32 protein-coding genes and 2 pseudogenes are annotated in these 26,793 nt (G+C 75.5%); 16 read left to right on the top strand and 18 right to left on the bottom strand.

Annotation, left to right across the window (positions count from 1 at the left end; translation table 11 throughout):
- Window positions 1-56: 56 nt before the first annotated feature.
- Both JOD57_RS20505 and JOD57_RS20500 read left to right on the top strand, forming a co-directional pair.
- The gene (locus JOD57_RS20505) at window positions 57-1,190 is read left to right on the top strand and encodes a flavin-containing monooxygenase (RefSeq protein WP_204693700.1); all 1,134 of its coding nucleotides are present in this window, start codon (window positions 57-59) and stop codon (window positions 1,188-1,190) included.
- 81 nt (window positions 1,191-1,271) lie between these two features.
- Window positions 1,272-1,904, top strand: coding sequence for a trimeric intracellular cation channel family protein (locus JOD57_RS20500; RefSeq protein ID WP_204693699.1), 633 nt, complete (start codon window positions 1,272-1,274; stop codon window positions 1,902-1,904).
- Window positions 1,905-1,925: 21 nt separating this feature from the next.
- On the opposite strand, the gene JOD57_RS20495 is transcribed toward JOD57_RS20500, so the two are convergent.
- Window positions 1,926-2,234: a hypothetical protein gene (locus tag JOD57_RS20495; RefSeq protein ID WP_204693698.1), complete on the bottom strand. Its 309-nt coding sequence runs from the start codon at window positions 2,232-2,234 to the stop codon at window positions 1,926-1,928.
- 534 nt (window positions 2,235-2,768) lie between these two features.
- Here JOD57_RS20495 and JOD57_RS20490 point away from each other — a divergent pair.
- The 4 genes from JOD57_RS20490 to JOD57_RS20475 all read left to right on the top strand — a co-directional run bounded on the left by JOD57_RS20490 (window position 2,769) and on the right by JOD57_RS20475 (window position 6,374).
- Window positions 2,769-3,083, top strand: a complete 315-nt coding sequence (locus JOD57_RS20490; RefSeq protein ID WP_204693697.1) for a TraR/DksA family transcriptional regulator — start codon at window positions 2,769-2,771, stop codon at window positions 3,081-3,083.
- A 108-nt stretch (window positions 3,084-3,191) separates the two neighbouring features.
- A complete protein-coding gene (locus JOD57_RS20485; protein WP_204693696.1) occupies window positions 3,192-4,484 on the top strand; it encodes an NAD(P)/FAD-dependent oxidoreductase in 1,293 nt (430 codons plus the stop codon).
- 23 nt (window positions 4,485-4,507) lie between these two features.
- Window positions 4,508-4,975, top strand: coding sequence for an STAS domain-containing protein (locus JOD57_RS20480; RefSeq protein WP_204693695.1), 468 nt, complete (start codon window positions 4,508-4,510; stop codon window positions 4,973-4,975).
- 169 nt (window positions 4,976-5,144) lie between these two features.
- Window positions 5,145-6,374, top strand: coding sequence for a PucR family transcriptional regulator (locus tag JOD57_RS20475; protein WP_204693694.1), 1,230 nt, complete (start codon window positions 5,145-5,147; stop codon window positions 6,372-6,374).
- A gap of 28 nt (window positions 6,375-6,402) precedes the next feature.
- Here the strand turns inward: JOD57_RS20475 and JOD57_RS20470 are convergent, their stop codons facing one another.
- The 4 genes from JOD57_RS20470 to JOD57_RS20455 all read right to left on the bottom strand — a co-directional run bounded on the left by JOD57_RS20470 (window position 6,403) and on the right by JOD57_RS20455 (window position 8,774).
- Window positions 6,403-6,759, bottom strand: a complete 357-nt coding sequence (locus JOD57_RS20470) for a DUF3040 domain-containing protein (RefSeq protein ID WP_204693693.1) — start codon at window positions 6,757-6,759, stop codon at window positions 6,403-6,405.
- Between the two features lie 126 nt (window positions 6,760-6,885).
- Window positions 6,886-7,800, bottom strand: coding sequence for a universal stress protein (locus JOD57_RS20465; RefSeq protein ID WP_204693692.1), 915 nt, complete (start codon window positions 7,798-7,800; stop codon window positions 6,886-6,888).
- 291 nt (window positions 7,801-8,091) lie between these two features.
- Window positions 8,092-8,460, bottom strand: coding sequence for a hypothetical protein (locus JOD57_RS20460; RefSeq protein ID WP_204693691.1), 369 nt, complete (start codon window positions 8,458-8,460; stop codon window positions 8,092-8,094).
- Window positions 8,461-8,591: 131 nt separating this feature from the next.
- Complete coding sequence (locus JOD57_RS20455) at window positions 8,592-8,774, bottom strand: hypothetical protein (RefSeq protein ID WP_204693690.1); 183 nt, start codon at window positions 8,772-8,774, stop codon at window positions 8,592-8,594.
- A gap of 161 nt (window positions 8,775-8,935) precedes the next feature.
- Between JOD57_RS20455 and JOD57_RS20450 the strand changes: the two genes are divergently transcribed.
- Entirely contained in the window at window positions 8,936-9,448 is a 513-nt protein-coding gene (locus JOD57_RS20450) for a DinB family protein (protein WP_204693689.1), read from the top strand.
- Window positions 9,449-9,485: 37 nt separating this feature from the next.
- On the opposite strand, the gene JOD57_RS20445 is transcribed toward JOD57_RS20450, so the two are convergent.
- A complete protein-coding gene (locus JOD57_RS20445) occupies window positions 9,486-10,688 on the bottom strand; it encodes an NAD(P)/FAD-dependent oxidoreductase (protein WP_204693688.1) in 1,203 nt (400 codons plus the stop codon).
- Between the two features lie 110 nt (window positions 10,689-10,798).
- Between JOD57_RS20445 and JOD57_RS20440 the strand changes: the two genes are divergently transcribed.
- Entirely contained in the window at window positions 10,799-11,095 is a 297-nt protein-coding gene (locus JOD57_RS20440) for an ArsR/SmtB family transcription factor (protein WP_204693687.1), read from the top strand.
- Window positions 11,092-11,481: a VOC family protein gene (locus JOD57_RS20435; RefSeq protein ID WP_307824818.1), complete on the top strand. Its 390-nt coding sequence runs from the start codon at window positions 11,092-11,094 to the stop codon at window positions 11,479-11,481. Before JOD57_RS20440 ends, JOD57_RS20435 begins: the two co-directional genes overlap by 4 nt.
- A gap of 143 nt (window positions 11,482-11,624) precedes the next feature.
- Here JOD57_RS20435 and JOD57_RS20430 read toward each other — a convergent pair whose 3' ends face one another.
- Both JOD57_RS20430 and JOD57_RS20425 read right to left on the bottom strand, forming a co-directional pair.
- A complete protein-coding gene (locus tag JOD57_RS20430; RefSeq protein WP_204693686.1) occupies window positions 11,625-12,761 on the bottom strand; it encodes a macrolide family glycosyltransferase in 1,137 nt (378 codons plus the stop codon).
- Window positions 12,749-13,459 (bottom strand): ABC transporter ATP-binding protein, encoded by a 711-nt coding sequence (locus JOD57_RS20425; RefSeq protein WP_204693685.1) that lies wholly within the window; start codon window positions 13,457-13,459, stop codon window positions 12,749-12,751. The genes JOD57_RS20430 and JOD57_RS20425 overlap by 13 nt, the downstream gene beginning before the upstream one ends.
- A 156-nt stretch (window positions 13,460-13,615) precedes the next feature.
- Between JOD57_RS20425 and JOD57_RS20420 the strand changes: the two genes are divergently transcribed.
- The 3 genes from JOD57_RS20420 to JOD57_RS20410 all read left to right on the top strand — a co-directional run bounded on the left by JOD57_RS20420 (window position 13,616) and on the right by JOD57_RS20410 (window position 16,889).
- Window positions 13,616-14,380 (top strand): esterase/lipase family protein, encoded by a 765-nt coding sequence (locus JOD57_RS20420; protein WP_204693684.1) that lies wholly within the window; start codon window positions 13,616-13,618, stop codon window positions 14,378-14,380.
- A 380-nt stretch (window positions 14,381-14,760) separates the two neighbouring features.
- Window positions 14,761-15,903: a glycosyltransferase family 4 protein gene (locus JOD57_RS20415; protein WP_204693683.1), complete on the top strand. Its 1,143-nt coding sequence runs from the start codon at window positions 14,761-14,763 to the stop codon at window positions 15,901-15,903.
- Window positions 15,900-16,889 (top strand): Gfo/Idh/MocA family protein, encoded by a 990-nt coding sequence (locus tag JOD57_RS20410; protein WP_307824817.1) that lies wholly within the window; start codon window positions 15,900-15,902, stop codon window positions 16,887-16,889. The genes JOD57_RS20415 and JOD57_RS20410 overlap by 4 nt, the downstream gene beginning before the upstream one ends.
- 417 nt (window positions 16,890-17,306) lie before the next feature.
- Here the strand turns inward: JOD57_RS20410 and JOD57_RS20405 are convergent, their stop codons facing one another.
- Both JOD57_RS20405 and JOD57_RS20400 read right to left on the bottom strand, forming a co-directional pair.
- Window positions 17,307-18,017 (bottom strand): histidine phosphatase family protein, encoded by a 711-nt coding sequence (locus JOD57_RS20405; protein WP_204693682.1) that lies wholly within the window; start codon window positions 18,015-18,017, stop codon window positions 17,307-17,309.
- A gap of 284 nt (window positions 18,018-18,301) precedes the next feature.
- Entirely contained in the window at window positions 18,302-19,042 is a 741-nt protein-coding gene (locus tag JOD57_RS20400) for a ComF family protein (protein ID WP_204693681.1), read from the bottom strand.
- Window positions 19,043-19,562: 520 nt separating this feature from the next.
- Here JOD57_RS20400 and JOD57_RS20395 point away from each other — a divergent pair.
- Window positions 19,563-19,706: a mycothiol transferase gene (locus JOD57_RS20395; RefSeq protein ID WP_204694971.1), complete on the top strand. Its 144-nt coding sequence runs from the start codon at window positions 19,563-19,565 to the stop codon at window positions 19,704-19,706.
- A 524-nt stretch (window positions 19,707-20,230) separates the two neighbouring features.
- On the opposite strand, the gene JOD57_RS20390 is transcribed toward JOD57_RS20395, so the two are convergent.
- Window positions 20,231-20,881, bottom strand: coding sequence for a maleylpyruvate isomerase family mycothiol-dependent enzyme (locus tag JOD57_RS20390; RefSeq protein ID WP_204693680.1), 651 nt, complete (start codon window positions 20,879-20,881; stop codon window positions 20,231-20,233).
- 31 nt (window positions 20,882-20,912) lie between these two features.
- Entirely contained in the window at window positions 20,913-21,206 is a 294-nt protein-coding gene (locus JOD57_RS20385; RefSeq protein WP_204693679.1) for a DUF1905 domain-containing protein, read from the bottom strand.
- A 248-nt stretch (window positions 21,207-21,454) separates the two neighbouring features.
- Here JOD57_RS20385 and JOD57_RS20380 point away from each other — a divergent pair, with 248 nt between their 5' ends.
- Window positions 21,455-22,099, top strand: a complete 645-nt coding sequence (locus tag JOD57_RS20380) for a dihydrofolate reductase family protein (RefSeq protein ID WP_204693678.1) — start codon at window positions 21,455-21,457, stop codon at window positions 22,097-22,099.
- Between the two features lie 87 nt (window positions 22,100-22,186).
- Here the strand turns inward: JOD57_RS20380 and JOD57_RS20375 are convergent, their stop codons facing one another.
- From JOD57_RS20375 to JOD57_RS20360, 4 genes and pseudogenes are all read right to left on the bottom strand, one after another.
- A complete protein-coding gene (locus JOD57_RS20375; protein WP_204693677.1) occupies window positions 22,187-22,867 on the bottom strand; it encodes a GGDEF domain-containing protein in 681 nt (226 codons plus the stop codon).
- A gap of 11 nt (window positions 22,868-22,878) precedes the next feature.
- Window positions 22,879-23,106: a hypothetical protein gene (locus JOD57_RS20370; RefSeq protein WP_204693676.1), complete on the bottom strand. Its 228-nt coding sequence runs from the start codon at window positions 23,104-23,106 to the stop codon at window positions 22,879-22,881.
- 702 nt (window positions 23,107-23,808) lie between these two features.
- Window positions 23,809-23,961, bottom strand: a pseudogene (locus JOD57_RS20365) (IS3 family transposase); the annotation flags it as partial.
- Window positions 23,962-24,063: 102 nt separating this feature from the next.
- Window positions 24,064-24,249, bottom strand: coding sequence for a hypothetical protein (locus JOD57_RS20360; protein WP_204695065.1), 186 nt, complete (start codon window positions 24,247-24,249; stop codon window positions 24,064-24,066).
- A 98-nt stretch (window positions 24,250-24,347) separates the two neighbouring features.
- On the opposite strand from JOD57_RS20360, the gene JOD57_RS20355 reads away from it, so the two are divergent.
- Together JOD57_RS20355 and JOD57_RS27450 are read left to right on the top strand one after the other, a co-directional pair.
- Window positions 24,348-24,872, top strand: coding sequence for a ferritin (locus tag JOD57_RS20355; protein ID WP_204693675.1), 525 nt, complete (start codon window positions 24,348-24,350; stop codon window positions 24,870-24,872).
- 306 nt (window positions 24,873-25,178) lie between these two features.
- A pseudogene (locus JOD57_RS27450) lies at window positions 25,179-25,319 on the top strand (IS256 family transposase); the annotation flags it as partial.
- Here the strand turns inward: JOD57_RS27450 and JOD57_RS20350 are convergent.
- Both JOD57_RS20350 and JOD57_RS20345 read right to left on the bottom strand, forming a co-directional pair.
- Window positions 25,271-25,954, bottom strand: a complete 684-nt coding sequence (locus JOD57_RS20350; RefSeq protein WP_307824946.1) for an ATP-binding cassette domain-containing protein — start codon at window positions 25,952-25,954, stop codon at window positions 25,271-25,273. The pseudogene JOD57_RS27450 and the gene JOD57_RS20350 sit on opposite strands and share 49 nt — an antisense overlap.
- A gap of 201 nt (window positions 25,955-26,155) precedes the next feature.
- Window positions 26,156-26,584, bottom strand: a complete 429-nt coding sequence (locus JOD57_RS20345; RefSeq protein ID WP_204693673.1) for a hypothetical protein — start codon at window positions 26,582-26,584, stop codon at window positions 26,156-26,158.
- Window positions 26,585-26,793 lie beyond the last annotated feature (209 nt).

Raw genomic sequence — 26,793 nt, 5'->3', positions numbered from 1 at the left:
CCCCCGCTCCTAGCGTCCGGGTCGGAGCACCCACCGACGCCGTGTCAGGAGACGCCATGCCCACGCCGACGACCTCCCCCGGCGGCCGCGAGCCCCTCGACGTGCTCGTCGTCGGGGCCGGCCAGGCCGGTCTCGCCCTCGGTCACCACCTCGCCCGCCGCGACGCCGACTTCCTGCTGCTCGACGCCGGCCCGGAGGTCGGCTCCTCCTGGCGCTCCCGCTGGGACTCGCTGCGCCTGTTCAGCCCCGCCCAGTACGACGCGCTGCCCGGGATGCCGTTCCCCGCCGCGGCCGACACCCACCCCGGCAAGGACGACGTCGCCGACTACCTCGCCGCCTACGCCCGCCACTTCCGGCTGCCGGTCCGGCTGGACTCGCCGGTGCTGCGGCTGCACCGCGACGAGGACGGCGCGTTCGCGGCCACCACGCCCTCCGGCACGCTGCGCGCCCGGCAGGTCGTCGTCGCCACCGGCCCGTTCCAGACGCCCTTCGTCCCCGCGGTCGCCGGCCGGCTGGACCCGGCGGTGCCGCAGCTGCACAGCGCCGGGTACCGCAACCCGGCCCAGGTCCCCGGCGCCGGCCGCGTGCTCGTCGTCGGCGCGGCCAACTCCGGCCTGCAGATCGCCGCCGAGCTGGCGGCCACCCGGCCGGTGACCGTCGCCGCCGGCTCCCGGCCGCTGGAGCTCCCGCAGCGGGTCCTCGGCCGCGACCTGTTCACCTGGCTGACTCGCTCGGGGTTCTTCGGCGTCCCGTCGCACACCCGCCTCGCCCGCCGGCTGCGCGCCCGCGGCGACCTGGTCATCGGCAGCCGCACCCGCACCCTGCGCCGCCGCGGCATCGACGTCCGGCCGCGGCTGACCGGGTTCGCCGGCCGCGCCGCCGCCTTCGCCGACGGGAGCACGGTCGAGGTCGACGCGGTCGTGTGGGCCACCGGGTTCCGGCCCGACCACTCCTGGCTGCACGTGCCCGGGGTGGTCGTCGACGGGCAGGTCCGCCACGAGGCCGGTGTCACCGACGTGCCCGGGCTGTACTTCCTCGGCCTGCCCTGGCAGACCTGCCGCGGCTCGGCGCTGCTCGGGTTCGTCGGCGCCGACGCGGCCGCCCTGTCCGACCGCATGGCCGCCGACGCCCGCCGGGACCGGTACGGCGGGACCGCCGCGGAGGACCCGCCGCTGGCCGCCGCGCGCTGAGCTCTCCCCTCCTGGGAGGGTGACGCCGCACGGAGCGCCGAGCGACCCGGGCGCCACGGCACGCAGGAGCTGATCGTCCCCATGGCAACCACGGCGCTGGTCCTCGACCTCGGCGGCACGTTCGCCTTCGCCCTCAACGGCGCCCTGACCGCCCTGCGTGCCACCCGCCTCGACATCGTCGGTGTCGTCACCCTCGGGATGATCACCGCGCTCGGGGGCGGCACCATCCGTGACCTGTTCCTCGACAGCCTGCCGCCCGCCACCTTCCTCGACTGGCGGTACCTGGCCGTGGCCGCCGGCGGCGGGCTGATCGCCTTCCTCTCCGGCTCCCACCTGGAGCGGATCAACGGGACCATCAACGTCCTGGACGCCGCCGGGCTGAGCCTCTTCGCCGTGACCGGCGCCCTCAAGGCGACCGGGCTCGGCTTCGGCCCCGCGCAGGCCGTCATCGTCGGCGCGATCACGGCGGTCGGCGGCGGCACGATCCGCGACGTGCTCACCCGCCGGGTCCCGTCGGTGCTCAGCAGCGGGCTCTACGCCGTCCCGGCCCTCGTCGGCGCCACCGCCGTCGTCGTCGCCGAGCTGCTCGGGACCCGGGGGACGGTGGCCGCGGTCGGCGCCGCGGTCCTGTGCTTCGTCATCCGCATGCTGGGGGTCCACTTCGACGTCAACGCCCCGGTCCCGCCGGGCAGCCCGCCGCCCGAGGACGGGTGACCGCGCCGTCCGCCGTGCCCCTCAGGCGGCCGGCCAGGCCGGGGCGGTGACCCGGGCTCCGCGGACCGGTCGCGGCCGGAGGCGCCACCAGAGCCACCCGAGTGCGGTGACGGCGCCGACCGCGAGCCCGGGGACCGACGACCCCAGCAGGACCAGGACGATGGCCACGCGGAGGCCCGCGGCGACGGCAGCGGGCACGTCCGGCAGCTCCCGGGGGTCCCGCTCCCGCCGCCCCGGCGGGGACGGGCCGACGGGGGGAGGTTCGTCGGCCTCGCGGTCGTAGCAGCGCACGATGCCGTCCCAGATGGCACGTTCGCGGTCATCGAGCACCGGCCACCTCCTGCTGCCGGCCCGACCATGCTCCGGTCGACGGCGCCTGGCAACGGACGGCGCAGCCGCACCGCCCCGGGACCCGTGCGCGGGACGTCGACCCCGCGCGGCCCCCGGTGCGGTCGGTGTGCACCCGGGGAGCCGGCCCGCCGTCCGGGTTGCCGGGCACCGGCAAGGTCCGCCGCGCCGAGTTCACCGGCGGCTGCCCTTCCCCGGCAGAGGGGAGCGAGGCATGGTCGGGGTGACCGGCAGAGCCGGCGCCATGGACGACGGGAGGGACGAGGGATGACCGCGCGCACGCGCCTCCCCTCCGGCACCCGCGTCCCCGTGCCCGGCGGGTCCTGCGCGGCGTCCCGCGACCGCTCGCCGTGGCCGGTCACCGGCGGCGGGCTGCCGGCGCCGTCGAGGAGTCCGCGCGCCCGCGGTCGGCGCGGCCAGGACAGGGCGCCGCCGCGGTCCCGGTGACCCCTCGGCTGCACATCTCGACGCGTCCCGCCCGCGGGACGCGTTCTCGTCGTACTCCAGGAGAGACCCATGACCACCACCCCGTCCGCGCCCCCGACGACGGCGTTCGAGCCGTTCCGGGGCCTGCTGCAGACCCAGCGGGCCGACTGCCTCCGGCAGCGGGAGCTGGCGCTGGCCGAGGCCGCCACGTCGGTTCCCGACCCGGTGGCGACCAGCCGGGCCGCCACGCTGCTGCGCACGCTCGAGGAGATCGACGCGGCCCTGGACCGGCTCGACGCCGGCACCTACGGCACCTGCGTGCACTGCGGGTCCGCCATCCCCCGCGAGCGCCTGGAGTTCCGCCCGTTCGCGGCCGGCTGCGTCTCCTGCGGGCAGGCGTCCTGAGCCCGCGGCACCCAGCGCCCTCCAGCCGCGGGCGTCCACGGGGCGCCCTGCCGAGACAGCCGCCGGTCCTCCCGGGCCGGCGGCGCCACCGCCGGTGAAGGAGCACGCATGACCACCGACCCGCACCAGCACGGTCCCGCCCTCGTGCCCGGGTCCCCCCGGCAGGTGGCCGTGGTCGGAGCCGGGATGGTCGGCCTGGCCACCGCCTGGTTCCTGCAGGAGGCCGGCGTGCAGGTCACCGTCTACGAGCGGGACCGCGTGGCCGCCGGCGCCTCCTGGGGCAACGCGGGCTGGCTGGCCCCCTCGCTGACCGCGCCGCTGCCGGAGCCGGCCGTGCTCCGCTACGGCCTGCGCGCGGTGGCCGGCCCGCGGTCGCCGGTGTACGTCCCCCTGCGCGCCGACCGAGCACTGCTGCGCTTCCTGGGCTCCTTCGTCGCGCACAGCACCGCCCGCCGGTGGCGGCGCGGCATGGCCGCCCTCGTGCCGCTCAACGAGCGGGCGCTGGAGGCGTTCGACGTGCTCGCCGCCGGCGGGGTGGAGGCGCGCACGCACCCGGCCCGGCCGCTGCTGGCGTGCTTCCGCCGCGAGCGCGACGCCGGGCCGCTGCTCGCCGAGCTGGCGGCGATCCGTGCCACCGGTCAGGACGTGGACGCCTCCTCCCTCACCGGCCGGGAGGCACGGGCCCTCGAGCCGGCCCTGACCGACCGGGTCGGGGCCGCGGTGCAGATCCACGGCCAGCGGTACCTGCACCCGCCGGAGTACCTGGGCTCGCTCGCCCGGGCGGTGCGCGCCCGCGGCGGTGAGCTGCTCGAGGGCACCGGCGTGACCGACGTCCGGGACGAGCGGGGCGGCGTCACCGTCGTCACCGGCACCGGGGAACGGCAGCGGCACGACGCGGTCGTCGTCGCCACCGGCGCCCACCTGCGCGAGCTGGCCGGCCGCTTCGGCGTCCGTCAGCCGGTGCAGGCCGGGCGCGGCTACAGCTTCAGCGTCGCGGTCGAGCGGCTCCCCCGCGGGCCGCTGTACCTCCCGGCCCAGCGGGTGGCGTGCACACCGCTGGGCGACCGGCTGCGGGTGGCCGGGATGATGGAGTTCCGCCGCCCCGAGGAGCCGCTGGACCCACGGCGGATCACCGCCGTCGTCGACGCCGTCCGCCCGTTCCTGCGCGGGGTGCACCTCGACGACCGGCGCGACGAGTGGGTCGGGTCACGCCCGTGCACCCCCGACGGGCTGCCGCTGCTGGGTGCCACCGCCTCCCCCCGGGTGTTCGTCGCCGGCGGCCACGGCATGTGGGGCATCGCGCTCGGCCCGGCCAGCGGCCGGCTGCTGGCCCAGACCGTCGTCAAGGGCGAGGCCCCGCCGGAGCTGACGCCGTTCGACCCGCTGCGCCAGGCCCCCTGATGCCTGCCCGAAGGAGCTCTCCCGTGCCGCACTCCCCTGGCCGCCCTGCGGCGCCCGACCGCACCGCGCTGCTGTCCGTCACCGCGCTCCCGGCCACCCGGCCGGGGCGCGTGGTCGTGGAGGTGGCGGGTGAGGTCGACGCGTACACCGCTCCGCTGCTCGACGCCTGCCTGAGCACCCAGACCCGCCGACGCGGCGTCTCCGAGCTGACCGTCGACATGGAGCGGGTGACGTTCCTGGGCGCCGCCGGGGTCTCCGTGCTGGCCCGGGTGCAGCGCCGGTGCCGGGTGCGCGGGGCACGTCTCGTGGTCGTCCGCGGCGGCCGGCGCAGCGTGCAGCGCCCGATCCGGCTCTGCGGACTCACGGACGTCCTGCCCGCCGAGCCGGGCGCTGCGGAGCGGCCGGGGAGCGGCGTCGTGCACACGGGGTCGCCGTCGCGCGCCCCCGTGCGCCGGACCGCGGCGCGACGCCGCCGGGAGCCGTGCCGGTGAGCGGCGGCAGCGGGCGGTGCACCGGGACGCCGGCCGGGGCGACCTCCCGCTGACCCGGGCCACGGCACCGCGCCGGCCGCATGCAGTCTGGTGTTGCCGACCGTCGGCAGGGTGGACCGGTCGGGCCGTCGGCCGCGCGGGCCGACCCGCCCGGCGTCAGGGAGGACAGATGGCACGCAGCGGGCAGCGCGGCTCCACCGGAGGGTCCGACCGGTCCCCGGCGGCCGGCGACTGGCTCGACCCGGTCGCGGCGGCGGCAGCGGCCGCGTGCCAGGCCCCCGTCGACCTGCTCGGGGAGTACCTCCCCATGCTGGCCGACGCCGCCGTCCACGGGCGCCGCCCGGACGCGTGGGAGCTCGACGCGGTCCGGGAGCTGGGCGGCCGCGCGGCTGCGGGGGGTGTGGGCGCCCGCCGCGCGGTGGAGCTCTACCTGTCGGCGGCGTGGCGCCTGTGGCGGGAGCTGCCGGCGGTCGAGCGGTCCGCCGATCCGGAGAAGGTGCGCGGTGCCGCCGAGGCGGTCCTCCGCGTGCTCGACGACGCCGTCGGGGCGCTCGTCGAGGGCCACCAGTCCGAGCGGCGCGAGATGATCCGTCACGAGGAGGCGCTGCGCCGCGAGTTCGTCGACGACCTGCTCCGGGGGGACGCCGACGTGTCGCGGATGGTGGCGCGCGCCGAGCCGTTCGGGATCGACCTGGGCAAGTCCCACCAGGTGGCGCTCGCCGCGCCGCGCGCTGCCGGCGGCGCCACCGACCGCGCGGCCGTCGTCCTCGAGCGGGTCGTCGTGGACCGGTTCGGTGACCGGGACGTGCTGGTCGCCACCAAGGACGGCCGGGTGGTCGTCGTCGTGCCGTCCCGGGCAGCCGGCACCGGCTCACCGGCGCCCGGCGCCGACGTCGGTCCGGTGCTCCACGAGGAGCTGGGCCGGCTCGGGAGCGGTCAGCGCTGGCGGGTCGCGGCCGGGCGTGCCTTCCCCGGCGCCTACGGCGTCGCCCGCTCCTACGAGGAGGCCCGCGAGGCCCTCGTCTTCGCCGACCGGCTGGACCTCGACGCCGACGTGGTGCACGCCCGCGACCTGCTGGTGTACCGGGTGCTGGGGCGGGACCAGGCCGCCATCGTCGACCTGGTGCGCGACGTCCTCGGACCCCTCGGCCGGAGTCGCGGCGGCGCGGAGGTGCTGCTCGACACCCTGCAGGCGTACTTCGCCGCCGGCGACGTCGCGACTGCGGCCGCCCGGCGGCTGCACGTCTCCGTCCGCACCGTCACCTACCGGCTGGCCCGGATCGCCCAGCTCACCGACCACAGCGTCGCCTCCCCGGACCAGCGGTTCTCCCTGCACGCCGCCGTGCTCGGCGCCCGGCTGCTCGAGTGGCCGGCGAGGCCGCTGCCGACCGACCCGTGACCGACCGGCGGCACCGCGGCCGTGCGGGCTACCGCCGGTGCCGGGACCCGCGCGACGACCGGTGCCCGTCCCCGTCGAGGAGGACGCCGCGGGGCGCCGACGGTGCGGGCGTCCCGGCACCGTCGTCGAGCAGGTACCGGTAGCGCCACAGCAGCCACCGGGGCGCGACGGCGACGGCGACGGCGAGGCCGACGACGGGAGCTCCGAGGACGACCAGCAGGACGGCGGCCGAGACACCGGCGACCGCGACGACGAGGTCTGCCGTCCCCGAGGGGCGGGGCCGCCGGACCGCCGGGTCGAGGACCGGACGGGCGGGCTCCTCGGCCTCCTCCGCGAAGCGACTCCGGATCTCGTCCCAGGCCCGCTGTTCGTCGTGGCTCAGCATCGTCCTCCACCTCCTGCCGCTCCCCAGCCTGCCGCGGACCGGGCTGGTGCACGAGGGGTCCGACCGGTCAGGTGCAGCACACCGTCGTTGCCGGGAGCCGGCAACCGCGGTCGGCGGCCCCCGCGCTCACCGGGGCGTGCGGACCACCGCCACCGGACACGGGGAGAAGGTGAGGCAGCGCAGGCCGACCGACCCCAGCAGCAGGCTCGACCAGCCGGTCCGGCCGCGCGACCCGACCACGAGCAGGTCGGCCGCCTCGGCCACCTCGGTCAGGACGTCCCACTCGACGCCCTCGACGGTCTCCGCGCGGACCTGGACGTCGGGAGCGGCGTCCCGCCACGCGCTCTGCATGCTCTGCCGGAGGACGGCGTCGGCCTGCTCGCGCAGCGTGGTGACGGGCCGCTCCCAGGGTGGGCCGCCGTAGCCGGACACGGTGTCGGTCCACGCGTGCACGACGTGCAGCTCACCACCGCGCAGCCGCGCCTCCGCCTCGGCGAAGCGCAGCGCGGCCACCGAACCGGCCGAGCCGTCGACCCCGACCACCACCCGGCTGGCGGGTTCCTGCCACAGGACGGCGCGAGGCGCGGCGTCGTCGTCGCGCACGACGACGACCGGTCCGGAGGCGTACTGGGCGCACTGCTGGCTCACCGAGCCCAGCACCGCACCGCGCACCGGTCCCCGACCGCGGGAGCCGACCACCAGCAGACCGTCGGTCCCGGCGGCGTCGATCAGCTGCTGCGCGGGCTGCCCGTGGCGGACCTCGGGGTGCACCGGGACGTCCTCGCACCCCGCCGCCGCCGCGACCTCTGCCGCCTCGCTGCCCATCCTCGACCGCACGTCGCCCTCGACGTCGGCGGCGCTCGGCGGGCCGATCCCCGCGTCGTGGACGTGCGGGGGCCGGTCCTCCGGCCACACGGTGACCGGCCGGACCACCCCGCCCCGCAGCCGCGCCTCCTGGAGGGCCCAGGCCAGGGCGGTGCGCGCGCCGGCCGACCCGTCCAGTCCCACCACGACGTCGGTGGTCGTCGCCGTCTCGTCCATCGGTGCTCCCTCCGCGGTCACCCCGGCCCTCGGTCCGCCGCCCGGTCGACCCCTACCCAGGCTCGCCGGTCGTCGTGCGGGAGGGCACCGCGCCGCACCGGCAGGTCGGGCGGGGGTTGCGGGCGGACTCCCCACCGTCCACGCTCGGCGGTCCCAGGGAGGACCGAGGGGGTCGTGGCGCGGGTGGCGGAGCCGCCGGTCGACGGTGCGGACGCCGGCGACCGGGCTCGTCGTCGGAACGCCCCGACGGGGAGGGCCGGGTCCGGGCGCCCGACCACCGCCGTCCGCCCGTCACCGCGCGACGCCCGGCGCGGACCGACCTCGAGGAGCACTCATGGCACCGGACCCCGGACTCCCACCGGCCCCGTACACCGACCGGGACGGGTGCCGGGGACCGGCCGACCCGACCGGGTCGGCCGGCAGCATCGCCTCGGTCGGCAGCGTGGGGTCGATCAGCTCGAGGGCCTCGGTGGGCAGCATCGCGTCACGGGCGAGCTCGGGCTCCCTGGCCTCGCTGGCCTCCGCCGGCAGCATCGGGAGCATCGGCTCGGCGTTCAGCCTGGCCAGCATCGGCTCGCTCGGGAGCATCGCCAGCATCGGGTCCCTCGGCAGTGTCGCCTCCATCGCCAGCAGCGGCCGGATCGGTGCCGTCTTCGGCATCCCCGTGTCCCGGTTGCTGGCCCTCGCCCTCCTCCGTCCCCGGCGTCGGCGCCCGGGACGGCGCCGTCCCCGTCGCGGCCGCTGACCGCGAGGGAGGGCGGCGGCTCGGCTCCGCGGCTCCTCGCGGACGGTCACTGCTGGGCGGCGAAGCGCTCGTCGAGCAGGTCGTTCAGGCACCCCTCCGCCGCGTCGACGGCGCGGGCGTTCTCCGCGCTCGGGCACCGGTCCCACGAGCTGCGGACGACCCCGAGGGCGATGTAGGCGACCGAGATGTCGTAGTCGAGCTGGTCGAGGCTGGTGACGGTCGGACCCATGACGACCTCCTGGGGATCGGTGCCTGCGAACTGCACGCTAGGCCGCAGGTGTGACCGTTCTGATGCGCCCAGGTCATCGGCAGATACCGATCCGTCCCATCCGGCTCTCCCTCCCCCTAGCGTCGGCACCGACCCACCGGAGGACGACGGAAGGCGATCCCATGACCGGTTCGACCACCCTCACCCGAGAGCGGGCCGACCTGATCGAGTCGCTGCGGCGGCACCGGTCCTTCCTGCGGTACACCGTCCGCGGCCTGACCGACGAGCAGGCGGTGCGGCGGCCGACCGCCAGCGCGCTCGACCTGGCCGGGCTCGTCAAGCACGTGGCGGCCACGGAGGCCGGGTGGGTGCGGTTCGTCGAGGGCGGGGCCGAGGCGATGCACCGCAACTGGGGTCCCGATGCCGCGACCCGGCACTGGCACCTCGCGCCCGGGGAGACGCTGGCCGGCGTGCTGTCCGACTACGAGGCGGTCGCCCGGCACACCGACGAGCTCGTCGCCACCCTGCCCGACCTCGACGCCGAGCACGCGCTGCCGGAGGCACCCTGGTTCGAGCCGGGCGCCCGCTGGTCGGCCCGGCGGGTGTTCCTGCACATCGTCGCCGAGACCGCGCAGCACGCCGGCCACGCCGACATCCTGCGGGAGTCGATCGACGGTCAGAAGACGATGGGCTGACCCGTGGCCGGCGTCCTCACCGGGGGGCCGCCCGCGCTCACCGCCGTCCGGCGTCGACGGTCGCGTAGAGCCCGGCGGACGCGCTCGCGCCGGTGACGAGGAGGTCGGCCACCACGCGGGAGGCGACCCAGGCCTGCACGTGGCCCGTCCCGTTGTAGCCGCCCAGCGCGAACACCCGTCCGGCGGAGCCCGGCACCGGTCCGCACCGGGGCAGGGGGTCCTCGGCGAAGCCCACGACGCCCGCCCACCGGTGCGTCACCGGTGCACCCACCCGGAGCTCCTCGAGCAGCCACCGGTCCAGTCGCGCCTGCACCGGCCCGGACACCTCGGCCCGGTCCGTCCAGCTCGCGTCGCCGTCGAGGTCGGAGAAGCCACCGAGCGCGATCCGCCCGTCCGCCGTCTGGTGCGCGTACTCGTGGCCGTGGCGCGCGTACACCGGGAACGGGAGGACCGTCCCGCCGAGGGGTGCGGTGGCGACCATGTTGAGGCGCCGCGGACGCACGGCCCCCGCCGACGGCACCAGCGCCGCCAGGTCGCCGTCCACCGCCACGACCGCCCGGTCGCACCGCACCACCCCGGACGCGGTCCGCACGCGGACGCCGTCCCCGTCGGCGGCCGGTGGCGCGACCACCGGCGTGTGCTCGCAGATCCGCGCTCCGCGCGACTCGAGGGCGTCGGCGAGCGCCCGGAGCCAGCGGACGGGGTGCACCGACCCGTCGTGGGGGAAGAGCAGCCCGACCCGCTCCGGCCGGGCGAGCGGGCCCGGGAGGTCGTCCCCGGCCACCAGCTGCCCCGGGAAACCGTCCTCGGCGAGCGCCGCGGCGTTGTCCCGGACGTCGTCCGCCTCGATCGCGTCGACGGCGAGCCGGAGCAGCCCGTCGACGCGGAAGCAGGAGCGCGCGCCCACGTCCTCGGCCACCTCGAGCACCTCCTGCTGGGCGGACAGCGTCGCCGCGTGGACGGCCGCCGCCCGCTCGCGCCCCCAGAGACGGCGGGTGTCGTGGTACATCGGCGCGGCCCCGGCGAGGAAGAACCCGCCGTTGCGGCCGCTGGCGCCGGAGGCCACCTCGGCCCGGTCCAGCACGACCACCGAGAGGCCGGCGTCGAGCAGGCGCCGGGCGGTCGCGAGACCGCCCACACCGGCGCCGATCACGCACACGTCCGCCCGCGCCTCTCCCTGCAGGGGAGGCCGCGGGGAGTACGGCTCGTCCTGCCACAGCGGAACCGAGCTGCTGGTCACCTGTGTCCACCTCCCCTGGCCGGTGTGGGCGCGTCACGACCGGCACCCTGACTGCTGCACCACGACGGTTCCTCTTGACAGGCAAGTGTTGACTTGCCTACAACGGTGCCGTGGACGCAGACGCCGACCTGTACAAGGCCATCGGTGACGCGACGCGACGCACCATCCTGGACGAGCTGACCGACAGGGACGGCCAGACGCTGTTCGAGCTCTGCGGCCGGCTGACCGTGAAGCACGGCCTGGCCTCCTCGCGCCAGGCCGTCTCGCAGCACCTCGCGGTCCTCGAACAGGCCGGCCTGGTGCACACGCGGCGGCAGGGCCGCTACAAGTTCCACCACGTCGACACGAGCCCGCTGCGCTCGATCGTCGACCGGTGGCACATCGACCGAGAGGAACCGAACCCGTGATCCGCATCAACGTCACCAGCGTCTTCGTCGACGACCAGGCCAAGGCGCTCGCCTTCTACACCGAGAAGCTGGGGTTCACCAAGAAGACCGACGTGCCCGCCGGCGAGGCCCGCTGGCTCACCGTGGTCTCCCCCGCCGACCCGGACGGCGTCGAGCTGCTGCTGGAGCCGGACGGCCACCCGGCGGCGGGCCCGTTCAAGGAGGCCCTGGTCGCCGACGGCATCCCGTTCACCCAGTTCGCCGTCGACGACGTGCACGCCGAGGTCGAGCGGCTCAAGGGGCTGGGCGTGCAGTTCACCCAGGACGCGACCGACTTCGGGCCGGTGGTCACCGCCGTCCTCGACGACACCTGCGGCAACCTGATCCAGATCGCCACCATGAAGTAGTCGCACGCACCGACCAGCCGGCAGCGCGCGGCCGGTCGAGGACGCGGCAGGCCGGGCGGTGCGGGGTACGGCGGGCGCACCGCAGCGGTCGGGCCCACCGCACCCCGCAGCCCCCGGACGGGCCGCGGTCCGAGCGTCGCGACTCAGCCGGCGGCGAGGCGTTCGACGGCGTCGGCCGCGGGGACGGGCCCGCCGGTGGCACGCACCTCGCCCCGCAGCGCCCGCGCCCGGCCGGCGCAGGCCCGCGCGGCAGCGACGGCCGAGCGCAGCGCGACCGGCTCGACGGCCCCCAGCCGGACACCCGCACCGATGCGCTCGAGGGTCTCGGCGTTGAGGAACTGGTCGACCGCCTGCGGGACGGCGACCGTCGGCACGCCGTACCAGAGGGCCTCCCCCGCGCCGCCCATCCCCGCGTGGGTGACGAACAGGTCGGCGTGCGCCAGGACGTCCAGCTGCGGCTGCACCCGCGCCACCACCGCTCCCCGCGGCAGCGGGCCGAGGTCGGCCGGGTCGACCTTGCCGCTGGCGAGGACCACGCGGTGGTCCTCGCCGAGGACCTGCAGGCACAGTCGGTAGAGGTCAGGGCGGTCGGTGTAGGCCGTGCCCAGGCCGACGTAGACCAGCGGCCGGTCGTCGCCGGGTGGTGGCGCCCAGCCGGTCAGCCGCGACGGGTCGGGGCACGGTCCGGCGAAGACGTAGCGGTCGGGGTCGACCCGGTCGGCGTGCGGCTGCAGCACCCGCGGCACCAGGACGACGCACGCCGACGGCCGGCCCACGAACGCCTCGCCGTCGTCGGTCACCCCGTGCGCGTCGAGCCAGTCCCGCAGCGCCGCGGCGAACCGCCGCCCGCTGGGGCCGGCCGCCACCGCCGCCTCGTGCTCGGCCATGTCCTCCTCGTAGCCGTCCCAGGCGACGTACGCCGGGCTCAGCTGCACGGCGGGGACGTCCCAGCGCCGCGCGGCCACGCGGCCGGCGTAGCCGCCGATGTCGTAGAGCACCGCATCGGGCCTCGCCTGCTCCTCCAGCAGCGGCAGCACCGCCGCCTGCTCGTCGAGGAACACGTGGCGCGCCTGGGCCACGTCCTGTGGCCAGTGCTCGTCCGCGGTGGGCAGCAGCGAGCGGTGCGCGAGCACGTCGGCACCCGTGGGCGCGACCAGCGGAGCGAGGCGCTCCCCGACGGCGTAGGTGACGCGGTGGCCGCGGCGGACGAGCTCGGCGATGACGGCGAGGCCGGGGTAGACGTGGCTCGGGGCGGTGGTACCGACCATCAGCAGGTGCACGGGGGCAGTCCTTCCTCGAGGCGGGACGCGACGCCCGGACGGGCGGCGCGGGGCACGCGGACGCACCCCGGGACGTCGACAGCGTCGGGGGTGCGGCCTGGGCCGGTCCTAGAGGAAGAGGAGCTGCTGCACGCGACGAGCGTGGCGCGTCGGGGCCGCGCCGGGCAACGGGGTTCTCGCGACCTCTCGCCGCAGCGGCGGGGAGTCACCCCGCGGCGACCCCCGCACCCGTCACCCGCACCGAGGGCGTGGCGGTCCCGCAGGGGGACCGTCGGCGGTGACGCCCTCGGCGCTGGACCGCGCGAGGTGCCCGTCCCGCGAGGGATCCCCCACCGACTCGCCGCGCAGGGCAGCGGCCGGCGCCGCGTGTGGTGGCGGCCGATGGGCAGCACGAGGGGCCGGCCCGACGTGGGATCGGTGATGATCCGGCTGTCCAGGCCGAACACGGCGCGCACGCTCTCCTCGGTGAGCACCTGCTGCGGCCCACCCGTCGCGTGGACCCGCCCGGACGTCAGCGCGACCAGGTGGTCGGCGTAGCGGGCGGCCATGTTGAGGTCGTGCAGCACCATGACGACGGTGGTGCCGCGTGACCGGTTGAGGTCGGTGAGCAGGTCCAGGACCTCGATCCGGTGGCTCACGTCGAGGAACGTCGTCGGCTCGTCGAGGAGCAGCAGATCGGTCTGCTGGGCCAGCGCCATGGCGATCCACACCGCCGGCGCTGCCCGCCGGAGAGCTCGTCCACGGCCCGGTCGGCCAGCTCCGTCGTCCGGGTCGCCTCCAGGGCCCCACCGCCCGGGCGGGTCTGCTGTGGACGGCCTGCGGACGGACCGTCCGGCGCCGTGGATGCTGTCCGGGTGCCTGCCGTCACGCGTCTCCCCTCACGGGCCTCGCTCCTCACCGAGCCGCCGCGGGCGGGACTGGACCTCGCCGCCCTCGCGACCACCTGGCCGTTGCTCGCCACCGCCCGCCGCGGAGACGGCCACCCGGTACTGGTGCTGCCGGGTCTGCTGACCGGCGACCCCGCCACCCTGGTGCTGCGAACCGCGCTGCGCGCCCTCGGCCACGACGTGTCCGGCTGGAGTCTGGGCCTCAACCGGGGACCGACGGGCCACGTCGTCCACACGCTGCGCGACCGACTCGAGCGGTTGCACCGCACCTCGGGACGGCGGGTCAGCCTGGTCGGCTGGAGTCTCGGCGGGCTGTACGCGCGCGAACTGGCCAGAGCCGCGCCGGGCAGCGTCCGCGGACTGGTCACCCTGGGCACGCCGGTGGTGCGATGGGCTCCCTGGGTCCGCACGGCCTCGGGCATCGTCGACGGCGGCACCGGCCTCCTCCGCCAGGCAGCAGCGCTGCCCCGGCCCTGGGCCGAGCGCGGCTCCCTGCGCGTGCCCGCCACGTCGGTCTACACGCGAGCCGACGGCATCGTGCACTGGTCCTCGTGCCGGTACGAGGTGGGCCCTCGACGGGAGAACGTGGAAGTGCGCGGCAGCCACCTCGGCCTCGCGGTCAACCCCGCGGTCCTGTGGGTGCTGGCCGACCGACTGGGGATCGCCGAGGGCGCCTGGAAGCCCTTTCGGCCTCCGCTCGGACTCAGCACGCTCTTCCCCCGCAGTCGATGACACGACCGCGGCCACGATCGTCCGCGGTCGTACTGCTCTCCCAGGTCACAGGTCAGCCGCATCCACCGTCGTCCGTCTCGCTCTGCTGTCCCCGTTGCCGTCCGGTTCGATCCCGGTCACCCACTCCACGCATCGACCAGCGCGTCTGCCTGTCCGTCCGGCTCACCCGTGGCTTCGCGCGGTCGCCGCCCACCACGGACCGGGCGGGCCCGCAGGACACGCGTCAGCGGGCGGGTCCGGCGACCGTGGCCACCGGGCTCGCGGTCCACGACCCGGGCGGCGGCGGAGTCGGCGCGAGCGGTCCGTCGGCGCTCTGGCATGCGTCCGACGAGGTCAGCCGATAGTTTCCTCGCCTCCAGCGGTACGTCGTGGAGGCGTGGATGGCCGGACCTCGCTCGATCTGCTTCTACACGCCCTCGACGGACCCCTCGGGCATGGGGGCGCACGTGCTCGACCTCGTCGCCGCGTTCGCCGGCACGGTGGACGTGTCCCTGATGGCGCGCGCGCTCCCCAGGACGCAGTGGCTGCTGGACCGGGCCACCGAGCTGGGCGCCGCCACGTTGCCGCTGCCGTCTCCGCGCGACCCGCGGTTCGGGCCCCGGGTCACCGGGTTCCTCGCGGCGCACCCGGCCGACGTCTTCCACTGCCACGTCGGGACCGGCAGCGAGAACTGGGACGGGGTCCGGCTGGGCCGGAGCGCCGGGTGCGCCGTGGTGGTGCAGACCCAGCACCTGCCCTACGCGCTCTCCTCCCCGCGCAGGCGGCAGGCCTACTTCTCCGCGATCGCGCCGGTGGACCGGCTCATCGCGGTCTCCACCGGCCTGCGCCGGACGTACGAGCGGATCGGGGTGCCGGCTGAGCTCTTCACCACGGTGGCGAACGGGATCGCCCCGCTGGCCCGGCGGATGCCGCGGGCGGAGGCACGGCGCGCCCTGGGGCTGGACGCGGAGCAGCCGGTGGTGCTGACCGTGGGCAGGCTCACCCACATGAAGGCCCAGTGGCAGCTGGTCGACGCGGTGCCGGATCTGGTCGCCCGCTTCCCGCAGCTGGCGGTCGTCCTGCTCGGCGACGGGCCGCTGCGGGAGGCGCTCGTCGAGCGGACGTGTGCACTCGGTGTGGCCTCCGCCGTGCAGTTCGCCGGGCACCGTCCCGACGCCCGGCTGCTGCTGGCCGCAGCCGACGTGTTCGTCCTGCCGTCGAGGTACGAGGGGATGTCCCTGGCCGCGCTGGAGGCGATGGAGGCCGGGCTGCCGGTGGTGGCCACCCGCGTGGTCGGCAGTGAGGAGGTGGTCGTGGACGGCGTGACCGGAGCGCTGGTGCCGTTCGGACGCCCGGCCGAGCTCGGCGCCGCGCTCGCGGCGCTGATCGCCGACCCGGGGCTGCGCCGCCGGCAGGGCGCCGCCGGGCGCCGCCGGTACCTGGCCGGGTTCACCCGGGACCGGATGGCGGCGGACACCGCGGCGGTCTACGACGGGCTGCTGCGGGCGTCGACCCAGCCGGCGCTGACCGGGAGCCGGTCGTGACGCGGCTACGGGTGGCCTGTGTGGGCAGCGGCTTCATCGCCGGGAGACACCTGCAGGCGCTCGCGGGGATGGCGGACGTACAGGTCGTCGCGGTCGCCGACACGCAGCCGGAGCGCGCGGCTCAGGTCGCCGCCCGGTACGGCGCCCGCCCCTACGGCGACGGTCTGCACCTGCTGGAGGCCGAGGAGCTGGACGCGGTCTGGCTGTGTGTGCCGCCGTTCGCGCACGGCCCCCTGGAAGCCGCTGCCATCGCCCGCGGGCTGCCGTTCTTCGTGGAGAAGCCCCTGGCGCTGGACCTGTCGACCGCGCAGGAGATCGCCGACCGGCTGGCCGGCGCCGGGCTGACCACCGCCGTCGGGTACCACTGGCGACACCTCGACGTCGTCGAGCGGGCCGCGCAGCTGCTCGCCGAGACGCCCGCCCAGCTGGTGACGGGCTACTGGTGGGACAGGACGCCGCGCGTGCCGTGGTGGCCGCAGCGGGCGTACTCCGGCGGCCAGGTGATCGAGCAGACCACGCACATCTTCGACCTGGCCCGCCACCTCGCCGGCGCGGTCGAGAGCGTCACCGCGGCCGAGCGGGCCGCTCCCGAGGGGGTGGAGGACGTCCCCACGGCCGCCTCGTCGCTCCTGCGGTTCGCCTCCGGCGCGGTCGGGAGCATCTCCTCGGCGCGCGTCCTGGGCGGGCGGCACCGGGTCGCGCTGCACGTCGTCGCGGAAGGCCGCGTGCTGGAGGTCTCCGAGCGCGGCCTGACCGACCACGAGCTCCTGGTGGGGACGGGGGACGGCACGGAGGTGCTGCGCTCGGAGCAGGACCCGATCGCCGCCGAGGACCGCGAGTTCGTCGACGTCCTGCTCGGCCGGGCGCCTCGGACCCGCGTCCCGTACTCCGAGGCACTGCGCTCGCACGCCCTGGCCTGCGCCGCCGATCGCTCCGCCCGGGAGGGTACGCCGGTGCGCCTCACGGGCGGGAGCGCCGGCGGCTGAGCGCCCGCTGCGGCCGATCGCCGTGTCCGCTCCACGCCTGCCTCGCCTCCCAGGACCGTCTCCCGTGTGTCACCCGGACTCCTCGCGAGGGCCTGCCTGGCCACGACCCAGCCGAGCCGGCAGCGCGCCCGCTGCGCCGCGCGGACGTAGGACGGCACCCGGCGGGGCAGGCCCACGGAGGGTCTGACTGCGGTGTTCGCCGACGGCAGGCCGGTGAGGCACGTCCAGGGCGTCAGCTGGCCCACCGACTGGACGGTGGCACCCGGCCACGGTCCCTGCTCGGCCCTCCGGCCCTGCGGCACCGCCGGTGCGCGACGGCCCGCACCAGCGCAGGGACGCTCCCCCGTCTCGGCCACCACAGCGCGCTCGTTCGCAGCAGGTGGCCGACCGGGCGCACGGCGCCCGGAGGGCGGCTGCTCACGTCTCCGCGGCAGGGTCCTCCCCGGGGAGCGGCACGGCGTCACGCGGCGGAGCGGCCGGCAGGCCGCTGCCGGTCAGGTGGTCGGCGTCGTTGAACGAGACCAGCGTCCACTCCGGCTCGCCGGCGGACGAGAGCCGGTGCCGCCAGTGGGTGAGGCTGGTGTTCAGCGGCGCGCAGTCCACCCGGTTGCCGCTCGCGCCCAGGCCGAACGCCAGCGCGAACGACGCCTCCACGACCCCCGCGTGGCACACCGCCACCACCGTCTCGTCCCGGTGCCGGGCGACCAGACGGGACAGCGCGCCGCCCGCGCGGGCCAGGAACGTCGCCCAGCTCTCGCCCCCCGGGGAGAACGCCCGGTAGGGGTCCCGCGTCCCCGGAGGCTCCTCGCCGCCGCGGTACCGAGCCCGCCACTGCTCCACGGTCAGCCCGTCGGCCTCCCCGGGACGCAGCTCGTGCAGCCCGTCGTCGTGCTGCACGGGCAGGCCCAGCGCCCTCGCGACGTACTCGGCGGTCTCCAGCGCCCGCGGCAGGGTGCTGGCCACGAGCCGGTCGGCGTGCAGGGGCCGGTCCACCAGCCGTTCCTCGAGCAGGCGGGCCTGGTCCCGTCCCCGAGCAGTGAGGCCCGCGTCGCCACGCATCCCGCCGATCACCGGTTCGACGTTCGCCACGGCCTCGCCGTGCCGCACCAGGTACAACTCCGTCGCCACCAGGTCCTCCCCTCGGGAGCCCCCGCGGCCCCGCCGGGACAGCGTTCCCCACCGCGCGGTCCAGTGCTGCGGCGCGGAGGCACCTGCGGTCGCTGCTGCGCCGAGCGGCACGGTGCCCCACCGCGGACGACGGGCTGTGGTCCGTCTCCGCCGCACCGCGGCCGGTTCACGCTCCACCTGCCCGAGAGGTCGCCGCCGGGTCCGGCGCGATCGCCCCCCACGGTCCAGCCGGGCGAGCGGCTCGCTCGCCCGGCTCAGCCGGCGGGACGCCGCGGCCCGGCGCTTCAGCCGCCCTTGCGGCGGGCGAAGACCAGGCCGGCCACCTCGGCCGCGCCGGCTGCCCGCAGCACTCGCGCCATCTCCCGCAGGGAGAACCCCTCCGAGTACACGTCGTCGAAGACCAGGATCCGCCGTCCCACGACCCGCTCGGGCTCGGGGACCGACAGCGCGGCACGCAACTCGCCCTCGGCGATCCTCTGGCGCTCCGCCGGGCTGATGCCGAGGAACCGCCCGGTGGGTCCCGACTTGGCGATGAGGCCCGGCACGAAGGGCCAGCCCGGCCCGTCACGCCGGGCCGCCTCGACGATCACCTGCAGGTAGTCCCACAGCCGCTGCGCTCGCGGACCGACGTAGATGGCGCCGGTCGTGATCAGGTCGTAGCCGGCCAGCTCCTCGCGGTTGTCCTCGAGGAAGCCGACGAGGATGCGCCCGAGGACCTCGGCCAGGTCGCGCTCATCCCCGTACTTGTACCGGTAGATCGCGCTCCACATCTCCTCCGCCCTGCCCGACACGGTGTACAGGCGGGAGAAGTAGCGGTCGTCGAAGCCGCACACAGTGTTGGGGCACGAGCCCCGCTCATCCACGACCTGACCGCAGACGTCGCACACCAGGCCGTCGGATGCCGCGCCGCCGTCGACGGTGCACGCGAAGCAGATGGCCGGAGTCCCCGCGATCCGGTAGGCGCACGAGGCGCAGGCGTCGAAACCCGCCGGCGCCGGCTCGAGCGCCTCCAGACTGATGGGCATCGTCACCTCTGCAGACAGCCGGGGAGCACGCACTCGGGCAGGCGGACTCTAGGGCACGGAGCCCCGAGCAGGCTCGCGGTCGCCGGGGTCCGCCGGCGCCTCCGGCCCGCCGCCCGACCTCGCCGACCCCTCGGCTGCACCGTTGAGGGATCCCTGGGAGACAGGCAGCGCCGGGTCGCGCTGGGTGGGCGACGCCCCCGTAGTGGGTTCGGCCCACGGGAACGACGGGACGACGTCCGGACGGTACGGCTGATGCCAGGCACGCCACCCTCGGCAGCTGAGGTAGGCCATGAGCAGGATGGCCGACAGGGCGCCGTCCCCCACGAGCATCGTCCCTGTGTCGACGGCCCGCTCACCGGAGGCCTAGGACAGCGCCGTGGTGGTCACGGCGACCTTGTGGAAGATGACGAGCTCCCACACGCCGCGGTAACCCAGGGGCCGCCAGGCCAGCAGCGCGAACAACCCTGCGAAGACCACCAGTCCGTAGGCGCGCCAGGCCTCACCACCGCGGTCTCCGGACCTGGACCACGCGGTACCGCATCCGCTGCTCGGCCAGGTCTCCCTTCGCTGGATCCACGTGCACATGGTCGGGGAGACCGCACGGCACGCTGGTCACGCGGACGTCCTCCGCGAACTCACCGACGGCAGGACCGGGCTGGCCTGACCGCCGGCGTCCAACGGGGCCGCGTCGATCCCCCTGCGTGCCGCTGGAGGACCCCCTGCGGTACGGCGATGGCCGACCGGGACAGGACGCCACGTCGACGCCAGTGGGGGTTCCCGAACGGGCCGCCACGGGCGTCTGCTGCAGGCGTGGTCGTCGGCGGTAGCGCCCGACGGCGAATCGGATGTGCCCTCGCCCGGCAGGACGGCACGGACGAGGACGTCGTCGTCGGGTGCCGCCGAGGGCACCTCGACCATTCGTGGCCACCGCCAATCGGGCCGAGGACGAGCGCAACCGGTGCCGCCACCCGGACCAGTTCGGCGAGTGCGTGCAACGGGACCGTGGCGAAGTGCAGCGCGTCCAGGTGGGCGAGGAGGTTCCCGCTGCCGCACCGACGTCGAGCACCCGTCGGCCGGGGCCGATGCCCGTGGCGTCGAGAGTCGCACGCCATCCCGGTAGCGCGACACCGCCCCACGACCGGTCCCACTCCGCCGCGACGGCTGACCAGCGGTCTGGACCGGCGCCGTTCACCGGGCCACGGGCGCCGGGAGGCGACCGGCCAGGCGGGCGACCCCGTCACCGGACAGGCCGGCCAGCCCGGCGGGTCGGCCGGTCGCCGCCAGGAGCAGGTCGTCGGTGGTCCCACGCACCTGCTCGGGTCCGTCCCCCAAGGTGTGGCCGGTGTCGGTGGCCACGAGCACGAGGCCGGCCAGGCGCACGGGCCCGCCGTAGAAGGCGACGCCCGCCACGAACGCGAGTGCGGCGGTCGCGGGCTCGGCGGGCATCGGGCGCCGGCGCCCGAGCGGACGGGCGATGTCCTGTCCGTGCACGAGGACGTCGATCAGCGGGGCCATCGGGCCGCTGCCGGGCATGCGGCGGGCCGATCCGGCGCTCTCCCGCAGCTGCTGGGTCAGTTGCGCCGGAGTGGAGGCGGCTGCCCGCGCGCGAGCGCCCGTGGAGGTCATGCGGTGGAAGTCGCCGCGTGCCTTGAGCATCCCGACGACCATGCCGGGCAGGCTGGTCCGGGTCGGGATGGTCAGGTGGGCGACCACCTCACGGACGGTCCAGTCCGGACACAGCGACCGCACGGCCCACTCCGCCTCCTCCAGGTCGTCCAAGAAGTCGGCCAGGCCGAGCCGCTCGGATCCGACGGCGGCGCGGATCTGTCCCTCGTCCACGGGTGGTCCTCCTCCGGAGTCGGTCGTGCGGTCAGCTGAAGCGCTGCTGCAGGTGGACGGTGACCTGTTCGCCGGCGTCGGCCTTGCCGATGGCCGTGCACAGAGCGGCCCGCAACGGCAACCAGTGCGGTCCTGCGCCGGAGGGCATCAAGGTGGCCTCGAAGGGGTGCCCGTCAAGGGTCCCGGCGACCTTCACGGCACGACGCGTGCCGAGGAGTTCAGCAGAGCCGGAGAGCTCGAGGTAGGTGGGAAACGCACCGTCCTTGCGGATCGGAGCGGAGAAGAAGGCGTCCAGGGGCTGGACGACCTTCGTCGTTGCGGTCAACAGATCTCCTGGGCATCGGGAGGGTGGCGATCGGTCACGGTGGTGACGACCTCAGCGGGGCGAACTCATCGGTCCAGCGTCCCCGGATCCCGTGATCAGCCGGCGCTTCGTCAGGCAGCCGTCAGCCCGTCCCGCTGACCGATCGGTCACCGGACGTCTCGACACGGGAGTTCGGACGTAGCGCGATGAGTCCGCCCTCGCGGCGCAGTCGAACTCATCAGACGAACCTAACCGATGAGGGGTCAGCCATGACGCAGATGGTCCGAGTGCACAACTTCATGCTCTCCAGCGACGGCTACGGCGCCGGTGAAGGACAGAGTCTGGAACGCCCGTTCGGCCACGCCGACCCCGCTCAACTCGGCGCCTGGGCCTTCGCGACGGCGAGCTGGCCCAACCGGACCGACCCGGGAGGGAGCCGCGGTCTGGACGACTACATGGTCCGGGACTTCCACCGCAACATCGGCGCCGAAATCATGGGCCGCAACAAGTTCGGCCCGCAGCGTGGACCCTGGGCCGACCACGACTGGCAGGGGTGGTGGGGCCAGCAGCCCCCGTTCCACACCCCGGTCTTCGTCATGACCCACCACGACCGGCCCTCCTTCCAGCTGTCCGACACCACCTTCCACTTCGTCGGCGGTGATCCAGCCACCGTGCTGCAGCGCGCGTTCGAAGCGGCCGACGGCAAGGACGTCCGGTTGGGCGGCGGCGCCAACACCATCCGGCAGTTCCTCGACGCCGACCTCATCGACACCCTGCACGTCGCCGTCGCCGCGGTGGAGCTCGGCGCCGGGTCCCGGCTGTGGAGCTCCCCCGAAGAGCTCCTGGAGCGCTACCACTGTGACGTCGTGCCCAGTCCCACCGGCGTGGTGCACCACCTGTTCTGGCGACGCTGACAGCGGCCCGCCGGTGGCCGCGGGCGGCCGCCACCCGGTCACCTCGCCCCTGGTTCCGGCTGGACGCGGGGCGCGTGGCGCCGGTGGTCAGTGGTGGGCGCTGACGCGGTCGCCGCCGGCGGTCTTGGCCGCGTACACCGCGGCGTCCGCGCGGTGCAGGAGGTCGTGCACGTCCTCGCCGGGGACGAGGGTGGCCACGCCGATGCTGGCGGTCACCCCGACGGCGGCGCCGGCCTCGGCGACGGCCGCCCGGACCCGGGCGGCCACTCCCTCGCCGATGGCGGCGGTGGTGCCGGGCAGCAGCAGGGCGAACTCGTCGCCGCCGAGGTGGGCGACGGTGTCCACCTCGCGGACCGTCGCGCTCAGCGCGCGGGTCACGGCCACGAGCACCGCGTCACCGGCGGCATGGCCGTTCCGGTCGTTGACCGCCGTGAAGTCGTCCAGGTCGACCAGGCAGACCAGGCCGGGGTCCGTCGGCCCGGCCATCATCTGCTGCAGCCGGGCGAGGAAGGCGCGCCGGTTGAGCGCGCCGGTCAGGGGGTCGGTGCTGGCCAGCACCTCCTGCGTGCGCAGCAGCAACAGCAACTGGTCGGAGGCGTCCCAGGAGTTGCCCGAGCTGAGCGCGCAGCAGATCGTGAACGCCACCATCACCAGGGCGAGGAAGCCGGCGGACAGCGTCACCTGCCCCGAGCAGATGACCGCCAGGTGCACGGCGGTCATCACCCCGCCCATGGCCAGCACCCCCAGCGGCGGGTAGGCCACCGCCATGAAGGCCAGGGTCAGGAACAGCAGTGCCGCCAGGGGGCTGCTCCCCCGCCGTCGAGCCGGGCGATGACCGCGATGACCGCGGTGTCGGCCATGCTCCAGGCGTAGAACGTCATCGCGCCGCGGCGGTCGTACACCCAGCGGCCCCAGGGCAGGGCCAGCAACCCCGGCGAGCCGAGCACCACCGCCCCGGCGAGCACCAGCACCAGCGGGTGGGCGTGGGCCGGTGTGGTCGTGAGCACCGCGTACAGAGCACCGAGACGCCGGCGACCTCGCTGAGCACCACCCCGATGAACACGTGACGGCGCCAGTAGGCCACCCGGCGTTCGTCGCCGGCCAGGAGCCGGGCGAACCGCTGATCACGACCGCACGCCACCAGGGCACCGATCCGACTGCGGCGACACCCGGCAGGGCTCGTGGCCTCCGCTTCTCCGACACACCCGGGAGCTCGACCCGGCGGTCTCCGCCCTGGAGGGCCTCCCACCTGCAGGGGTGGGGTGGGGTGGGGTGGGCCGTGGGCCGTGGGCGAGTTCGGCTCTCGCGCACCGGGCCGCGACCTCCCGGCTGCGGGCCAGCGACCCCAGCTCCGGCCGCGGAGCAGAGTGCCACCGGACTGGCTACGAGGGAGGGATCCGGTCGATCCGCGGACGGCTCCGAGCCGAACCCCACCGACAGCCGGGTTGAGCCCCGGAGTGCCGGCGCGAGCGCTCGCCCCACTCCTCACGGAGCAGTCGCTGGCCGTTCCTGCTTCGAGACACCGCCCCGTCGGCCTGGACGCTGAGGGCACGGCGGCGCGGCTGGAGCGCAAGTGATCGGGGCGGCCGGCATGGGCGCGAGGGGTCGGGCGGTGGAGTCCAAGGCTCTGCTCAACACCTGAACACGGCCCACGACATCGAGCTCATGAGGCGACAGGCGAGGCGAAAGAGCTCCAGCGAGGAGCAGGACTCGATCCAGGTGATGATCGCCGGGCGGAGCTCTTCTCGCGTCATCCAGCGCTGCCGGTCCAGGACGTTCCTCTGCAGCAGGGCGAGGAAGGACTCCATCGCGGCATCGTCGCCGCAGGCCCCGATCCGGCCCATCGAGCCGACCAGCCCGTGGTCGGCGCAGCGTGCGGATCACCCCCACGGCGATCCCGCCTGCGATCGGCCACCAGGACGGTGTGGCACACCGCTCAGCACCCCGCGCCCGGGCGAGGCGGGTCAGGCAGCCTTCCGGTTGCTCTTGGCGAGCACCTTGTCGGCCTTGTCCTCCTTGACCAGGCGGCGCCGCTTGACCGTGTAGCCCGGCGGGAGCGTCCCCTCGGCGAGGGCGCGGAGGGGACACCGCTTGCAGCGCGGCTTGTCCTGGCAGCACTTCTTCTTGGGCAGGCGCGCCGACTTGGCCACCTGGTGAGGCTAGCCTGCCCTTCTCCGGCGGTCCACGGGCGTCGGCGGATCACCGGATACCGTCCGGTGACCGCCACCGCACACGTCCGGGAGTCCCGATGGCCGCCCCTGCCTTCGTCGAGTTGTTGAACACGCAGATCGGCAACGAGTTCGCCGCGCACCAGCAGTACGTCGCCTGCGCCGTCTACTTCGACCAGCTGACCATGCCCCGGACGGCACGGTTGTTCTTCGACCAGGCGCTCGAGGAGCGCGAGCACGCCATGATGATGGTCCGCTACCTGCTCGACTCCGACGCGCTGGTGCGCATCCCCGCCGTCGCGGCCCCGGTCAACGAGTTCCCGGACGTCGTCGCGCCGGTCGCCCTGGCGCTGGAGCAGGAGAAGCGGGTCACCGAGCAGATCAACGCGCTGATCGGCGTCGCACGGCGGGAGAACGACTTCGCCTCGGACCAGTTCATGCAGTGGTTCATCAAGGAGCAGATCGAGGAGGTCAGCAAGATGAGCGATCTGCTCACGGTCGTGAAGCGGTCCACCCACGACCTGGAGACGATCGAGGACTACGTGCTCCGGGAGGTCACTACCGAGGCCGCCGACCCCACCGCGCCACCGGTCGCAGGGGCCTGAGCCGAGGGCCTCGCAGCGCTCACAGTCGGAAGACGCCATGGCCGACCTCTGCCGACGGGCCCTTCGCACCCGCCGACGGGGGCAGGCGGAGCACGGAGCGGATCTGGCTGGGTCGATGACGCCGTCGTCCTACGGCCGGGCGGTGGCGTAGCAGGAGTGCCCTGGGCCCCATGCTGGTCGCGGATCGGCATCGTGAACGCCTGCTCGTCCTCGGCCAGCCACTGCTCGCGCGGGCCGTGAGCTCGTCGCGGCGCGCCCGGGCGAGCACCGGGGCCACTGCTCCCTGCTCATGACCGAGCTGCGGGAGTGGGCCCACTTCCCATCCCCGCCGCGCTGCTCCGCCGCGCGGGGGCGGTCCTGGTCGAGGCCCATGACGAGTGGCAGGTCTCCGACCGCCGCTACCTCTCCGAAGGCTCCATGGCCCAGCTCGACCGCATCTGTGACCCGTCGACGCCGCCTGTCACGCCGCCGACCAGGACCACTCCGCCCGGGTCCGCGTCCGCTGCCGGCGCTGCCCAGGCGACAGCCGACACCGGCCCTGGACACCACCACCGAACGGGCGACGGATGGCGGGATCCGCATGATGGCGGTGCGCTTCGCACGGCGCCCGGTCGTGGAGGTGCGCCTGCGCCTCCCCTCGGGGGACGGGCTGGCGCTGGCCGGAACTCGTCGACCCGGTGCTCGCGGCGGCCTGCGTCGCCGTATCCGCCGAGCAGCGAGCCCATGACCTGGGTGGCGGCCCGCAGGTGGGATCGACCGGCCAGGGGCGGACACCGGCTGAGCCTGCGGGCCCAGGTGTGCAGCGTCTCGCCGACGGTGAGGTCGCCGGGGAGGCCGCTGGACTGCAGCAGGACGCCGAGGTGCGGCCGGACCCGGGCGCGCTCGGTGACGGGGTCCGCGCCGAGGATGTGGACCGAGCCTCCGTCGGCGGAGGCTCGGCCTTCGACCAGTTCCAGCACGGAGGTCGTGCCGACGCCGTTGACGCCCAGGAGCGCGAAGACCTCCCCGGGATGGACGGCGGAGGAGACGCCGCGGACGGCCTCGGAGGCGCCGTACCAGCGGTGGAGGTCGACGACCTCCACGGCGAGGTCGCGATCCACTGACTCAGGAGTGGGCACGAATTGCCTCCGCTGGGACGATGCGAGCCGGTGATCGTCGAGAAGGCGCTGTTCGAAGGTGTCGCTGAGGCCGGCGCGCGCGACAGGTGCCGGAACTCATCGGGTGCGTCGAGAGGCCCACCGAGGGATCGTGACGTGCCAGGACGCAGAGGCCCGCGTCGGCGGTCACGGCGCACTCCCCGTGCCGCGCAGCCGGTCGAGCAGCCGCCGGACTCCCCCGGCAGGCACTTCGTCCGGCCAGTCCGGCACCGGCGCGCCGTCCGGCACGATCGTGGCCAGCACCAGAGGACGGGCGTCGACCGGCTCGACGCCCAGTGAGGCGAGGGCGCGAGCCGACGCGGTGCCCGGCTCCAGCACGGTCAGCCACAGCTCGCCGGTGCCCAGCTTCAGGCCTGGCTGCAGCCGCCTGCTGCGCACCAGCGGACGCCACTTCGCGGTGAACTGCCGCGCGGCCCGGCGGAACTCGGCCGATGGCTCCGGCGTCGACCGGCGGCTCCGCGCCTCGTGGTCGCCGTCCTCCTGGGTCCGTCCGGAGGGGGCGCCCAGAGCGGTGCGGATGGCGTGCTCGGTCAGCTGAGGATGGTCGAGAGTCACGGTTGCGGTGACCGCGTCCGCGGTCCGCAACAGGCCCAGGAGGACGTGTCCGGTCTCGTACCTCGTCGCGCCCAGGCGTCGGGCTTCATCCGCTGCCACGTGCAGAGCCTCTGCAGCGGGGTCGTCGTAGAGCAGCATGGCGGCTTCCTCTCCTGGGTCGGGATGAGTCGTCTCGACGGACTTCTCCGAGCGTGTCGGCGGGCCGGGCG

Origin of the sequence: Geodermatophilus bullaregiensis (genome assembly GCF_016907675.1) — a bacterium.
GTDB classification, from domain to species: Bacteria; Actinomycetota; Actinomycetes; order Mycobacteriales; family Geodermatophilaceae; genus Geodermatophilus; species Geodermatophilus bullaregiensis.
The sequence above is the reverse complement of the archived record's forward strand: the minus strand, read 5'-3'. Positions and strand labels throughout refer to the sequence as shown.